This is a genomic window from Rhodococcus sp. 1168, from assembly GCF_002091955.1.
In the GTDB taxonomy this organism is placed as follows: domain Bacteria; phylum Actinomycetota; class Actinomycetes; order Mycobacteriales; family Mycobacteriaceae; genus Rhodococcoides.
Window position 1 is genome coordinate 1 of record NZ_MKKY01000060.1, and the last position, 13,076, is coordinate 13,076.

Sequence of the window (13,076 nt, forward strand, 5' to 3'; positions counted from 1 at the left end):
CGGTAAACCCGGTCGGTGGGGTCGTGTCGCTGCGGTGAGGCGGGCTCCCGGAGGCCGATGATGAGGGTTCTCACGCCAACTCGTCACGACCCACCGGGGAGCCCTGTGTCCGAGAATACGACTGTTTCCGCTTCTGCCGTAGCCGACACGATCATCCGCACCGTCGAACTCGGCGTCACCATCCGCGACGCTGCGATCGACGGCGACACCACGATCGTGTTCTGCGACCTGATCACCACCGCGGCCGGCTGTTGCCCCGGCTGCGACATGGTCGGGAAGTACCGTGACCGGATCGAACGCAGAGTGAACGATGTTCCGGTGGTAGGGCACCCGCTGCAGCTACGGGTACGTGTTCCCCGCTACCGGTGCACGAACACATCCTGTGGCCGGGAAGTGTTCTGCCACAACACCGACCGCCTCGCGAGGGCCGGGTGGTCCACCACCCGCCGCTGCGCGAGGTACGTCCTGCGGAGGTTGATCCTCGACCGCACCACCGTCGCCGCCGTGGCCCGCGAACTCGGCCTGTCGTGGGACACCGTCAACGCGATCGCCGTCGACGCCACCACCACTGTGGTGGCCGCCGACACCACCCGCTTCGACGGTGTGCGGGTGATCGGGGTCGACGAACACAGGTGGGCGCACACCCGACACGCTGCTGGTGGTGGGTTCGTGACGGTCATCGTCGACCTGACGCCGGTCGTCGACGGAACCGGCCCGGCGCGGTTGCTCGACCTGGTACCGGGGCGTTCGGCGGCGGCGCTGACGGGGTGGCTCGCACAGCGCACCGACTCTTTTCGAGCGGGGATCGAGGTGGTGGCGATGGACGGGTTCGCGGCTACAAGAGCGCCGCCACCGGCAGCGTCCCCGATGCGGTGACGGTGATGGACCCGTTCCACGTCGTCGCCCTCGCCGGAACGACACTGGACTTGTGCCGCCAGCGAGTGCAGCAGGACACCTGCGGGCACGGGGGCCGGACCGGTGACCCGCTGTATCGGACGAGGCGCACCCTGCGAACGAGGGAGGTGTTGCTGTCGGATCGTCAGAAAGGCAGGCTTGCAGCAACGTTCGCCGACCCGAACCACACTCCGGTGGAGGTGACGTGGGCGGTGTATCAACGGTTGATCGCCGCGTACGCCCACCCCGACCCGAAGCAGGGGCACCGGATTCTCACTCGATTGATCGACACCATCCGCACCGGCGTCCCGGACGGTCTCGAGGAGCTCGCCCAACTCGGGCGGACCCTGCACCGAAGGCGGGTGGACATTCTCGCCTACTTCACCCACCGGGCGTCGAACGGGCCGACCGAAGCGATCAACGGCAGATTGGAAGCGTTGCGGCGCAACGCTCTCGGATTCCGCAACCTCACGCACTACCGCATCCGATCACTACTGCACTGCGGCAACCTCACCCGCGCACTCGATGCACTCTAAAACCGGAAGAGCCGACATTGTCCAGATGCATGAGATGAGTGGCCTGGAGTCGACCGAGTAATCTGGATTCGATGACGAAGGGCTTGGAAAGCAAACGCGCCGTGCCTCGGGTATTCACTATCGGACACTCCACTCGCACTGCTGATGAAGTGCTCGAGATGCTCCGTGCGAACGAGGTGACCGAGCTGGTCGACGTGCGTTCGTTTCCAGGGTCGCGAAAGTATCCGCAGTGGAACCAGGACGCGATCAGGGATGCGCTGCCGGCCGATATCGGGTACCGGTGGATCCGGGATATAGGTGGTCGTAGATATACACCGGTTGATGTGTCGAGCCCGAACGGAGGGTGGCGGGTCAAGGCATTCCGCGACTATGCGGACTACATGGAGACCGAGAAATTTCGTTCCGGGCTCGCTGAGCTGCTACGGGTCGCACACGAGTCGGTCCCGGCGATCATGTGCAGCGAGGCTGTGCCATGGCGTTGTCATCGACGGCTGATAACGGACGCGCTCATCGTCGCAGGGGCGGAGGTTTTCGACATCATGTCGATTTCATCGACCCGCCTCGCGACAATGACAGAGTTCGCGCACGTACAAGGCGAAACGATCACTTATCCCGAGTCGGCAGAGGCATGACCATCGACGTGGTGTCGGAAGTTCGAGCCATGGTGGTGCGGATTCCGGCGGGCCACGTCGCCGCCTACGGTGAGATCGGTCGCGCGCTGGGCATAGGTTCCCGGCAGGTGGGCCGGGCCGTCGGACTGCTCGGCGACGGTGTGCCGTGGTGGCGGGTGGTTCATGCCGACGGTGCGCCTGCGACATGCCATGGCGGGGCAGCGCGCGCATTACTCGAAGCGGAAGGTGTTCCGTTCCGGGGCAACCGCGTCGACATGGCCAAGGTCGGAGCGAAGTAAGCGGGTCTTCTACCCCTTTTCGGGGGTGGGTACTTATGACGCGGGTCACATACTCTTTTTCTTCAGATTCACATCACACTTCCTGACGATGCCTCTGGAGAATGAATGCCCTCACTTACACCGGATGATGCGGTCGACCGCAGGCCGACGACCCGCTCCGCCGCACCCACCACAAGTGTTCGGAAGGTGGCGATCGCCAGCGGCATAGGAACCACAATCGAGTTCTATGACTTCTTCATTTATGGAACTGCAGCTGCACTCGTATTTCCGACAGTGTTCTTCCCAGCATTGGGCGCCACTGCGGGGACCGTCGCATCCTTCGCCACCTTTGCGGTCGCTTTCATCGCGAGGCCTGTCGGAGCTGTGGTCTTCGGGCACTTCGGCGACCGTATCGGCCGAAAGAAGACGCTGATCTCGACGCTGCTCCTGATGGGCATATCAACTTTTGTAATCGGGTTGCTACCCAGCGCTGACACCATCGGAATAGCGGCTCCGATAATTCTCGTTCTGCTGCGATTCGGGCAGGGATTCGCTGTCGGTGGAGAATGGGCGGGCGCAACTCTTCTCACTGCCGAATATGCACCACCGAAAAAGCGCGGCTTCTACGCCATGTTCCCGCAGCTGGGCCCGTCAGCGGCATTCATTCTTTCGAGCGCGACCTTCCTCGTAACGGGTGCTGTATTCGGTGACACCAACGCAGTCTTCCTCGACTACGGTTGGCGTATACCGTTCCTTCTCAGTGCAGTCCTCGTGCTGATCGGGTTGTACATGCGACTGGCCATCGAAGAAACACCGGTTTTCCGTGCGAACCAAGAAGTGGAAGTTCGAACTCCTGATCGTGCCACCACCCTTCCGATCCTCGAAGCCTGGCACGTACAGAAGAAGGAGATTCTGCTTGCCGCCGGAGCGCTGGCTTCACTGTTCTCGCTCTTCTACATGGGCACTGCATATCTGACCAGTTACGGCACAAAGACTCTCGGATTCGATCGTCCCTTCGTGTTGTGGACAGGCCTTGTAGGCGCCGTGGTCTTCGGTATCGCGATCGCACTATCTGCAACGTATTCCGACCGAGTCGGACGCCGCAGAGTGATCATGACCTCTTGTGGAGCGGCAATTCCTTGGTCGCTAGTTCTATTTCCCTTGCTCGACACGGGAAGCCCGGTTGCGTATGTCGTGGCCATGTGTGTGACGCTGACTATCTTCGGTATCGCCTATGGACCAACCGGTGCCCTTCTCCCAGAACTGTTCCAGACTCGATTCCGCTACACAGGTGCCGGACTGGGATACAACCTCGCCGGTGTTCTCGGCGGCGCAATCCCGCCGTTGCTCGCGGCCCCTCTCGCGGCACAATTCGGAAGTATTGCTATCGGTGTCATGCTGGCGCTCTTGTCGGTACTCAGCCTCGCCTGCACGAAAGCGCTCTCCGAGACCAAGGAAGTGAGCATGACCTGACCTGCGATAGGGCTAGGAACGCTACCGTTCGACGTACCGGCCATGGCCGTCCAGTCTTCGGCTTCGGACAAACCAGAGCAGCCCCTGAACTGCGAATGCGCAGTTCAGGGGCTGCTTTCTTGGATCTGCTCAACGCAGCATTGGCAGATCGAGAAGATTACCGCTGTCATTTGAACCGATCGGCGATGATGTGGCGCGGAAGTTGGAGCGGACTCGGATAGGCAACGAGAATTCGGTTTCCATCCGGGTCCCGTCCGTCGAGGAACTTCACTCCGCCGGCGCTGTGAATGTACGTGGACGGATAGTGTTGTCGCAATCGTTCACCGACCTGTCCGAGCTCTTTTTCGGTTGCAGTGGACCACATGACCTCTTTCACTCCGAGGACGCCGATGGGCCGTTGCACCAGAGATCGGTCCGCGTACAGATAGATCTGAAATCCGTCCGGTGCCAACAACAGTGCCGCATCCGCTTCCTCGAGCGCGACGGTGCATTCGAAGACTTCGCAGTAGAACTTGGTGGAGGTTTCGAGCTCGATTACTCCCATCAGCATCGACGAGACGGCCACCGATGGAACGTTGGGTGGCACGGCCTCGGCGTTGCCCGCGCTAGTGATGATCCCTCGAATGAACGACGAGCACTGGGCATCGAGCATGTTCGGCGCACTGTGCACTGACCGATCCCAACAGTAGACCGACGAATCCACCACGGCCGCGGCTTCCTACGACGAGCATGTCGGCCACTCGACTGGCATCGAGGAGTACCTGCGCTGGAACACCCTGCACCGCAATCTGTTCGATGTCGGCCGGTGCATCGTCACCGAATGCGGAAACGATCGAGTCGGCCATGATCTGCTTGGCGTCCTCATCGGGGCGAATGTCCTCGGCGAAGCCCGCACCCATGTATGTCGGATACTGCCACGCAGCCATGACATCTATGCCGATGCTCAATGCCTCCGATATCCGTCGCGCTTGCTGCAGTGCCAGGACCGAGGAGGGTGAACCGTCGACGCCCACCACGATGCGGCCGGTGGATTCAGAAGGGTCCGTTCGGGTCTCGCTGGTCGGTGTTGTACTCATTCTTCGATCCTGCGCGCTGGGCCTCGATTTCGTAAGGGTCTTTGGGCCCGATATCGGCTCCGATCGCCTCGCCGACGGAGCTGAACATGTTGTCCTGGCCAATTTGTGCGAGCAGTCCGCTGCGCGCCAGACCCCTGCGGGCCGTCTTGCTGGTTCTTGCCATCGCGAAGGTGACTCCCCTCGAGCGGAGTTGATCGATCAACTGCCGCAATGAGTGCGCCCCCGTGTAGTCGATATCGGTCATCCCCATCGTGTCGAGCACGACGAGGTGCAGGGGATGATCCGCGGCGTCGATCGTGGACGTTATCTCGGTTCGAAATTCGGTTGCGTTGGCGTACCACAGAGGCGTCGCGAATTGTACGACCAGGACACCGGGAACCGTTCTCGCTTGTTCGGCGTAGCTCAGTGGCACCCAACTGGTAGTCGATGGGATGTGTCCCAGTACGTGCAGGTGGGGACGGGCGCTGAGGCGAGTGCGGTCTAGAATTGCCAACGCGACCGCCACACCGATGCCGTACTCGACACCCACGAGGGCAACTGTCAGAAAAGTGACCACGGCGAGAGCGAACTCGAAACGGTCGTAGCGGGCGATGTCGATCAGCTCGCGCACATGGACGATACGGGTGGCGATGAAGATCAGAATCGCAGCCAGGGTTGTCACCGGCAGGTTCTCGAGTAGCGCCAGGGCGGGTATCAGCAACACGAGCGCAGCAGCAGCAGCGATGCCCGCCACCTGGGTCCGTCCCGAAGCAGACACCACTGCAGCGGTTCGTGGCGGGCTTGCGTTCACGGGGAATGCTCCCACCAGGCCCGCGGCGACATTGCCCGCTCCGATGCCGAAAAAGTCACGATTGACATCCACCCCGTAGCCACCGTCTGCGGCGAATGCGCTCGTCGTCGCCGCACTCTGGCTGACGATCACCAGTGCGACGACGCCGGCGATCGGCGCGAGCGCGCCCAGCGCCGACCACGACACTGCGTGCAGTCCAAGGTGGGGAGCGCCGTGTGCCAGCGAACCCAGCACCGCTACCCCGTGGGAAGTCAGATTCATCGCACCGACGAGGATCGTCGATCCGACCAGTGCGATCAATGCCCCAGGCAGTCGTCGATCCACCTGATCGGCGAGAAACACGACCGCGAAAACCCCGACCCCGATGCTCAACGTCCATCCGTTGATCTCGGCCGAATCGCTGACGATCACGCCGATGCGGTTCAACGTCCCACCGCTGGCGGCCGGTAGGCCGAGCAGATCGGGCAGTTGATGCACAACGATGATGACCGCGACCCCGCCGAGGAATCCAGCGATGATCGGCGTCGAGAGGAACTCGGCGATCCATCCCAGCCGCAGTAGGCCGACGAGGGCCACGAGCACGCCCACCATCGCCGCGAGGATCCCTACCAACGCAACGTAGTCACCGGGGACGGTTGATACCGCCGTGGCGACGCCGACGGCGAACAGCGGAGCGATCGTCGAATCGGCCCCGATCGACATCTGCCGGTTCGATCCGAACAACGCGAACAGAAGTGTGCCCGCAACGAAGGCGTAGAAGCCCGTGATCGGCGGCATACCCGCCAGCCGTGCAGTGGCCAATTGCTCGGGCACCGCGATCGACAATAGAGTGAGTCCTGCAGCAAGATCGCCCGCCAACCACGCTGACCGGTAGCCCTGTAGCGAAGAGAACAGCATCGATCGTGCGCTGCGCAGTCGAACTCCAAGTGCCGACTTCGGATGCATCAGAACCTCCTTGCATCGTAAGAAGTCAACAGGTGGACCTACATGATGACCGCGGCGCCGGCGAAACGTCCGTGGCGGAGATCTCGCAGTGCGAATAGCGCGTGATCGAAAGGGTAGACCGTAGTTTCGATCCTCAGATGCGTTCTCTGGCAGCGTTCGAGGAATTGTCGAGCATCGGCCCGCGTATTGGCTTCGACGCTCAGCAGGCGCCTCTCGTGGAACAGATGCCGGTTGTAGTTCAGTGGCGGAATGTCGGTCATGTGAATGCCGGCCAGCACGACGGTTCCCCCGGAGTCGACAGCTTCCAGTGCTGTCGGAACAGCCTCGCCGATAGGCGCGAAAATGATGGCGGCGTCGAGCTTCTCTGGTGGTGGATCGAAAGTATCCTGGGCCGAAGCCAACCCCATCTTCAGTGCGAGTCGACGGGCACCGGAGTCTCGAGTCATGACGTGCACGGTAGCGCCGTCGGCCTGTGCCAGTTGAGCAACTATGTGTGCGCTCGCGCCGAAACCGTAGACGCCGAGTTTCCCCGACAGCGGGAGTTCGGCTCGGCGCAGGGCGCTGTATCCGATAATCCCTGCGCACAGCAACGGTGCCAGTTCTTCGGTGCTGTACCCGGTCGGTAGTGCCAAGGCATAGTCGGCCGGCACCACCGCGTATTCTGCGAACCCGCCGTTGTGATCCCACCCAGTGTACAACGATGCCTTGCAGAGGTTTTCGCGACCACTCGCACAAAAGCGGCAGGTTCCACAGGTGTGACGCAGCCATGGAATTCCGACGATGTCACCCACACGGAAGTCGGTCTCGGTATTGTCTCCGACTTCCGTTATCGCGCCGACGATTTCGTGGCCGGGCACTACATGCGGCCGATGAACTGGAAGATCGCCTTCGACGACGTGGAGGTCGGTTCGGCACACGCCGCAAGCTTGGACAGCGATCAGCAACTCCCCGGACGTCGGTCGAGGCATGTGCTCGTCGACCAGCTGCAGGGGACTGCCGTCGACGCTGCCCTGTTCGGCGACCCTCCAGGCCTTCATGTGCGTTGCCGGTCCATCACGGTATTCGATGCTGCGGTATTCGAGGCTGGGATGTCCACCGTCCCATCGTGTGCGCCCTGTACAGGCTGCCAGTAGAGCCGAAAGTCACTCAGCGCACCACCAGAATCGGACAGTGCGAGCTGTGTACGAGCGATTGTCCGACCGAGCCTCGGATCGAACCCACCAATGGACCGAGCCCTCGGCTCCCGACGACGACGAGGCGCGCTGTTTCGGACGCCCTGCGTAGCTCGTGGTCTGCCGAGGCCTCGAGGCAGTGCAGGTGAACCTCGACCGAGGGATGACGCTCGGAGGTCGCAGTCACACGAGTCCCCAGCCACGCGAGAGATCCCACTTCTGCGGTGTCCACATCGGCGTCCACCGCAGGCGTGTGTTGACGAGTGGGCGACACCACGTGCAGGGCCATGATTGGGGCCTGCAATGTATCGGCGAACCAGAATGCGCCGACTATTGCACTGTGCGAAGAGTCGGAGTTGTCGACACCGACTACGACCGGCTGAGAGGTCACAGCGGGGGAGACGGCGTGCGGCCGCCACACGAGAACGGGGCACCGGGCGTCGGTAACGATGTGAGTTGCGTGGCGGCCGAAGATGACATCTCGAACAGGACTGGACGCATTGCCTCCGATCACGACCAAATCTGCGGTGTGCGACATCGCGCTCAGGAACGAAGCAATGGGATCGTCTGTCAGGACTGTATCGACTGCGATGTCGGGATCGATACGGTTGACTTCGCTGCGGGACAATCGGAGCAGTCGCCTGCCGAGGAGTCGTGGTTTGGATGCACGCAACTCTCGCGTCACTCTGTTCGCCGATTCCCGCTGCGGCAGTGCGTGAACGATCCGAATTCTTGCCTTGGCGATCTGTGCCACCCGGGCAGCCCAGAGCAGCGCGCCGCGAGAAATGTCGGTGCCGTCGACGCCGACGACGATGTCGGTCAGCTCGCTGTTCGTCCACACTGTGATCGGCTGAGGATCTTGCGATATGTTCATCGGGTTCTGGCGAGACCGGGAAAACTGGCCGAGAGCGCGCTTTCGGGCATGGCCATGATGTCTCCAGGATTCTCGTCAGCGGCTTCGACCGTCGTGTTCGAACGTATTACTCGAACCCTTGGTGCGATGCCACCCAAGGTACCCAGTGGAAGTGACGTTGGTCCCGGATTTCGCCGCTACAGTTTTGTGGGGGGACTTCGGTCCGACGTCGAGCATTGCCCTGTACCGGGCGTTGGCGACATATGTGTTCATGCATCTCCGACGCCAAGTGTGCAACAGTCCCGGTCAGTGCCGTGTTGGCCTCGATCAATTCCTGCAGCTTCGCGGTGTTCGACAAGGTGTGCACCGGCGACTTCACTACTGATGGAGTCCGCGCGCTTGGCTGAGATCAGCAAGATCGCACCTTGAAGTCCGGCGATCATCGACAGAAACAGGTTCAACAGAATGAACGGGTATGGATCGAAGCCGTCGCTGCCGTTGTACATGGCCCATATGGCCATCGTTGCAAGGAAAACGAAGACGAAGGGCCACGAGCCCATCCCGTTGCGAACGTAGTCAGCGGTTCGCTCACCAGTGGTCAACTCGGCGCCCGTACGCACACCCGGATGCCTTCTCCGTAGGTTCATCCCACAACCGCCTCGAATTCCAACAAGTACCGGGCTGCTCGTCGAAGCAGCCGTGCTGTCACAGGTATGTCGGAACGGTCGGCTCGGACTCGGCCAGTGTCGCGCCGATCGAGCACGCCCACCCATCGATCTCTTCGCGTGATCGGTCGTCTCCCTCATCGGCTCGAATTAGCCGCACTACGAGTCTCTCGAACCACGAAAGCGTAGACATATCGAACTTTCCTCCGAAGACGCGGTGCTCGACCGCCCACGATGCCTTGTCCATGGCTGATGGTGCCGAGGGCTTACCGGCGGCGCCGATGGGTCCGCTGGAGAACAACCACACCGGGCGTGTTTCGAGTTCGGGCTGTTGGCGCGCGACGAGAGATCGAGCACCTCGCAACCAACGGCCCATGTATACGGCGCTGCCGATGATCACCGCATCATATTCGGCGATGCTGTCCACGTCAGCTGCGTCGCTAACCTCCACTGTCGCCGAAACACCGTAGTTGTGCAGGGCATCGGTCAGCGAGGAGGAAAGCCACCGCCCGATCTCGCGTGTCGAACCGTGACGGCTCGATGTGGCAATCAGGACGCGCATGACGGTGTTCCTACTCTTCGACGACCAAGTTTTCGACTCGTGTCTTTTGTCTTCGGACATCACTGTGAACGCATGTCGGTGCGGCGAATAGGGACTTCGGTCCTCGTATGGTGGGTAGTTCGTCGAGAGCAGTCTTCGATCGCTCACCAGGTGCCTGGTCCAGGAGGGACCTTGTCCTCTGACCGCGAGCGAGTCGAACGGTCCATACTCATCTATAAGACTGGACTCGACGTATGGAGAGCTTTGAACACCGAAGAAGTACCGTCTGCCTACGAGGGCAGCATCGTTGTATGCGTAGATGGGTCGGACGACGACCGTAGCGCCGTCGAATGGGCAGTGAGACTTGCCCAGCACGTACACTCTTCGATCCGACTCGTTCATGCACTTCCTGATGTCGGCAAGTGGTTCGACCCTGCAGTGCTCATTGCCGGCGCTCAGCTCGAATCGGAACTGCGTCGGGTAGGAAAGAAATTTCTCGACGATGCGGCTCTCATCGTCCGCAACCTCGATGCCGAGATCGAGGTCGAGTGTTCTATCACCGGTGGCGCGGCGACCGACCTGATCGAGTCCATTTCGACGAACTCCAGATTGCTGATCCTCGGCGGCAGTCGAACAGGTCCGCTCCGTGATCTGATATTCGGACATTCCATCATCGAGCTGGTCAACGCGGCAGTGTGTCCAGTGTTGGTGTGGCGTAAAAGTCGCGACGAAAGCGCTGACCCGACTCGACCGATAGTGGTGGGTGTCGACGGGTCGCAGCCGTCCCGGCGCGCTTTGGCCGCGGCTTTCGATCTGGCACGCACCCTGGGCGCTGACCTCGTCACAGTGCATGTGGGGGCCGTCGAGGATGCAGACGAGCTCGATTACGGGACCTCGGTGGATCGGCAGCACCAACGAGACGCTGAACGGAAGTGGCTGCAGGACATCGTCGGTCCGTACAAGAGTGAGTATCCGACTGTGGCGGTAGAGGTTCGATCGGTAGGCGCTTCGGTGGCACGTGAACTCGGCACGATGTCCGCTTCGGCTCAGGTCATCGCGGTCGGTAGTCGTGGAAGAGGGCGCCTGTCGTCGGCAATTCTCGGTTCCGTGAGCCAGAGTCTGATCCACCGAGCGCAATGTCCAGTACTCGTAGTTCCGTAGTTCGACCGTTATCAGAGGAGTAAATATGGATAGGAACGGCCCCATTGTCGTAGGTGTCGACGGCTCGAATGCTTCGTTCGATGCCGTCCGCTGGGCAACGCGTGCGGCGGAACTGCGTGGCGCATCGTTGACCCTGGTCTCTACTTACCAGATCACCGATGTCTATACGACTTTCGCCGCTATGCCACCTCAGCTCGGTCCACCGATGAGACTGGAAGTGAACAAGGGCCTGGAGTCGGCGTCGACCATCGCCAAGGCCGCCGCCAAGGATGCGGACGCTTTGTCGATAGCCACCGAAGTGGTTGTAGGCGCAGCGATTCCGACTCTGCTCGAGCGATCTGCCTCTGCACGAATGATAGTGGTGGGTACGCGGGGAAACGGTGAGTATTTCGCAGAATTGCTCGGCTCGGTCAGTGCTGCTGTCTCCGAGCGAGCGGAATGCCCTGTCGCGATCATCAGCGGAATTCCGCAGACCGGAGAGCGCGAGGGGCCCGTTGTCCTCGGTGTCGATGGATCGAGTGCCAGTAGTAGGGCAGTAGGTGTTGCCTTCGAAGAGGCATCACTTCGTGGCACCGGCCTGGTCGCCGTACACACCTGGGCCGAGGACGTTGGATTGTGGAAGATCCACTCCGACAGCGACAAAGATGCAATGTCCTCCGCACAGGATGCAGCGGGATGGGTCGTCATGTCGGAAAGTCTCGCAGGATGGCAGGAGCAGTACCCGGACGTGCACGTAGATCGAGTAGTGGAGCATGGCAGTGCCGTGAGCAAAATTCTCGAACTCTCCAAAAGTGCGCAGACCGTCGTCGTCGGATCCAGAGGAAGAGGCGGTTTCAGCGGCCTGTTGTTGGGATCGACCAGCCGGTCGCTGTCGCATCGTGTCGAATGCCCGTTGATCATCGCGAGGGAACCGAAGCACGAATGAGGCGACCGGATCGAACCGGGGATTTACAGGCGGGGAGATCGGGGACGAGGCCCGCCAGAGCACGCGTGGATGGCGTCTACGCCGCGTCGTGACCGGCCACTGCCATCGACGGCCGAAACTAAGCGCGTACCAGCATGATTGCGTGGGGTGCGGGCGACATCTACCAGTCGCTCGACGGGCTCCAGCCCGCCGATATCGTGGGCGAGACTCGCCAGGTGGCCGGCCCAGCGACCGGTGCCGGAGCCCACGTCCAGAATTCGGCCCTCGACCGTGTCGGCCCACGGCTCGATGACGGCCCGGTCCGGGTCTGCAGTGGACACCTCCGAGCCGAGCATTCTTACCACGTCCTCTGCGTTCGAGTCATACGCGTCCCTGACCTCGTCCGTCTACATGACGAATCAATTTCCGGTGACTGTTCGCTCGAATTCGAGCGCATTCGGGAAGAGGATGTTGTTCTCCTTGTGAATATGCTCGTGCAGATCGAGCTTCATCTCCTGGAGCCCGTCAAGCATCGCCCGGTACGAACCACAGCCGTCTTCGGGCATTGTGTAGGCCCCGGTCACGGCGTTGATCTCCTTGAACAGGTCGCCGACCACCGTGTGCTCCTGCACCAATGTCCCGATGTGGGCTGCGAGTGCCCCGGAGACGCCGGGGATCCCGGTCGTTTCCATTCGGGCTATCGCGGGAAAGACAGAGCGCTCTTCCCTGGTCATGTGCGGATCGAGCTCGGTGACCGCTTGGGTGTAGAGCTCGTTCACCCGGGCCAACTCGGGGTGCCGGTCGCCGTGGACCCGATGCACCTTTTCTACCAACGCCCGCAACCGCGGCATCTCCTCCCACATGTACGCGTGGTGGGTGTCGACGATGTCGTGGGCGAGATCAGCCGACTTCCGCGATATCGGTGTCTTCTGGGCGCTGGCTTCAGGAAGGTCGAGTGCCTTCCGCACTTCTTCCAAGTCGAGTCCGGCCTCGACTGTTGCATCGGAGAGGGATCGGTGGCCATCGCAGCAGTAGTCGAGGCCGAATCCCTCCAAAACCCGCGCGCGGCGACTGTCCTCGACAACCAGGTCAGCCAATGTATTCGACGCCTCAATAGCCATGCGGCTTACCCTAACCCGTCCCGGGCAACGTGGGCTGCGAAAGTGAGTGGTGCGCT

At 61.5% G+C, this 13,076-nt stretch carries 14 protein-coding genes and 1 pseudogene; 6 read left to right on the forward strand and 9 right to left on the reverse strand.

From position 1 onward, the window contains the following. The first annotated feature begins 105 nt into the window (after positions 1–105). From BJI47_RS11810 to BJI47_RS11825, 4 genes and pseudogenes are all read left to right on the forward strand, one after another. Positions 106–1,430 (forward strand): annotated as a pseudogene (locus BJI47_RS11810) (ISL3 family transposase). A 71-nt stretch (positions 1,431–1,501) separates the two neighbouring features. Then, entirely contained in the window at positions 1,502–2,062 is a 561-nt protein-coding gene (locus BJI47_RS11815; RefSeq protein WP_088943920.1) for a DUF488 domain-containing protein, read from the forward strand. Beyond that, positions 2,059–2,340, forward strand: a complete 282-nt coding sequence (locus BJI47_RS11820; protein ID WP_217808537.1) for an MGMT family protein — start codon at positions 2,059–2,061, stop codon at positions 2,338–2,340. The genes BJI47_RS11815 and BJI47_RS11820 overlap by 4 nt, the downstream gene beginning before the upstream one ends. Positions 2,341–2,445: 105 nt before the next feature. After that, a complete protein-coding gene (locus BJI47_RS11825) occupies positions 2,446–3,792 on the forward strand; it encodes an MFS transporter (protein WP_088943921.1) in 1,347 nt (448 codons plus the stop codon). 166 nt (positions 3,793–3,958) lie between these two features. On the opposite strand, the gene BJI47_RS11830 is transcribed toward BJI47_RS11825, so the two are convergent. From BJI47_RS11830 to BJI47_RS11860, 7 genes are all read right to left on the reverse strand, one after another. Beyond that, complete coding sequence (locus BJI47_RS11830; RefSeq protein WP_254900552.1) at positions 3,959–4,357, reverse strand: VOC family protein; 399 nt, start codon at positions 4,355–4,357, stop codon at positions 3,959–3,961. 40 nt (positions 4,358–4,397) lie between these two features. Continuing rightward, positions 4,398–4,868: a universal stress protein gene (locus BJI47_RS11835; RefSeq protein WP_088943922.1), complete on the reverse strand. Its 471-nt coding sequence runs from the start codon at positions 4,866–4,868 to the stop codon at positions 4,398–4,400. Then, on the reverse strand, positions 4,825–6,603 hold the full coding sequence (locus tag BJI47_RS11840) for a SulP family inorganic anion transporter (protein ID WP_088943923.1): 1,779 nt from the start codon (positions 6,601–6,603) through the stop codon (positions 4,825–4,827). Before BJI47_RS11840 ends, BJI47_RS11835 begins: the two co-directional genes overlap by 44 nt. Before the next feature lie 38 nt (positions 6,604–6,641). Further along, positions 6,642–7,640 (reverse strand): zinc-binding alcohol dehydrogenase family protein, encoded by a 999-nt coding sequence (locus BJI47_RS11845; protein ID WP_088943924.1) that lies wholly within the window; start codon positions 7,638–7,640, stop codon positions 6,642–6,644. A 109-nt stretch (positions 7,641–7,749) separates the two neighbouring features. Beyond that, positions 7,750–8,649, reverse strand: coding sequence for a universal stress protein (locus BJI47_RS11850; RefSeq protein ID WP_088943925.1), 900 nt, complete (start codon positions 8,647–8,649; stop codon positions 7,750–7,752). 248 nt (positions 8,650–8,897) lie between these two features. After that, on the reverse strand, positions 8,898–9,248 hold the full coding sequence (locus BJI47_RS11855; protein ID WP_254900553.1) for a DUF1003 domain-containing protein: 351 nt from the start codon (positions 9,246–9,248) through the stop codon (positions 8,898–8,900). A gap of 85 nt (positions 9,249–9,333) precedes the next feature. After that, on the reverse strand, positions 9,334–9,855 hold the full coding sequence (locus BJI47_RS11860; RefSeq protein ID WP_088943926.1) for a flavodoxin domain-containing protein: 522 nt from the start codon (positions 9,853–9,855) through the stop codon (positions 9,334–9,336). 243 nt (positions 9,856–10,098) lie between these two features. Here BJI47_RS11860 and BJI47_RS11865 point away from each other — a divergent pair, with 243 nt between their 5' ends. Continuing rightward, on the forward strand, positions 10,099–10,995 hold the full coding sequence (locus BJI47_RS11865; protein WP_176224821.1) for a universal stress protein: 897 nt from the start codon (positions 10,099–10,101) through the stop codon (positions 10,993–10,995). Positions 10,996–11,020: 25 nt separating this feature from the next. After that, positions 11,021–11,920 (forward strand): universal stress protein, encoded by a 900-nt coding sequence (locus tag BJI47_RS11870; protein WP_088943928.1) that lies wholly within the window; start codon positions 11,021–11,023, stop codon positions 11,918–11,920. Positions 11,921–11,943: 23 nt separating this feature from the next. Here BJI47_RS11870 and BJI47_RS11875 read toward each other — a convergent pair whose 3' ends face one another. Beyond that, positions 11,944–12,255, reverse strand: a complete 312-nt coding sequence (locus tag BJI47_RS11875; RefSeq protein WP_088943929.1) for a class I SAM-dependent methyltransferase — start codon at positions 12,253–12,255, stop codon at positions 11,944–11,946. A 63-nt stretch (positions 12,256–12,318) separates the two neighbouring features. After that, entirely contained in the window at positions 12,319–13,020 is a 702-nt protein-coding gene (ric, locus tag BJI47_RS11880) for an iron-sulfur cluster repair di-iron protein (protein ID WP_088943930.1), read from the reverse strand. Between the last annotated feature and the right edge of the window lie 56 nt (positions 13,021–13,076).

Coding starts and splice junctions, on each gene's coding strand:
- BJI47_RS11815 (WP_088943920.1), top strand. CDS start 1,502: ATGACGAAGGGCTTGGAAAGCAAACGCGCCGTGCCTCGGGTATTCACT.
- BJI47_RS11820 (WP_217808537.1), top strand. CDS start 2,059: ATGACCATCGACGTGGTGTCGGAAGTTCGAGCCATGGTGGTGCGGATT.
- BJI47_RS11825 (WP_088943921.1), top strand. CDS start 2,446: ATGCCCTCACTTACACCGGATGATGCGGTCGACCGCAGGCCGACGACC.
- BJI47_RS11835 (WP_088943922.1), bottom strand. CDS start 4,868: ATGAGTACAACACCGACCAGCGAGACCCGAACGGACCCTTCTGAATCC.
- BJI47_RS11840 (WP_088943923.1), bottom strand. CDS start 6,603: ATGCATCCGAAGTCGGCACTTGGAGTTCGACTGCGCAGCGCACGATCG.
- BJI47_RS11845 (WP_088943924.1), bottom strand. CDS start 7,640: ATGAAGGCCTGGAGGGTCGCCGAACAGGGCAGCGTCGACGGCAGTCCC.
- BJI47_RS11850 (WP_088943925.1), bottom strand. CDS start 8,649: ATGAACATATCGCAAGATCCTCAGCCGATCACAGTGTGGACGAACAGC.
- BJI47_RS11860 (WP_088943926.1), bottom strand. CDS start 9,855: ATGCGCGTCCTGATTGCCACATCGAGCCGTCACGGTTCGACACGCGAG.
- BJI47_RS11870 (WP_088943928.1), top strand. CDS start 11,021: ATGGATAGGAACGGCCCCATTGTCGTAGGTGTCGACGGCTCGAATGCT.
- BJI47_RS11875 (WP_088943929.1), bottom strand. CDS start 12,255: ATGCTCGGCTCGGAGGTGTCCACTGCAGACCCGGACCGGGCCGTCATC.
- ric (WP_088943930.1), bottom strand. CDS start 13,020: ATGGCTATTGAGGCGTCGAATACATTGGCTGACCTGGTTGTCGAGGAC.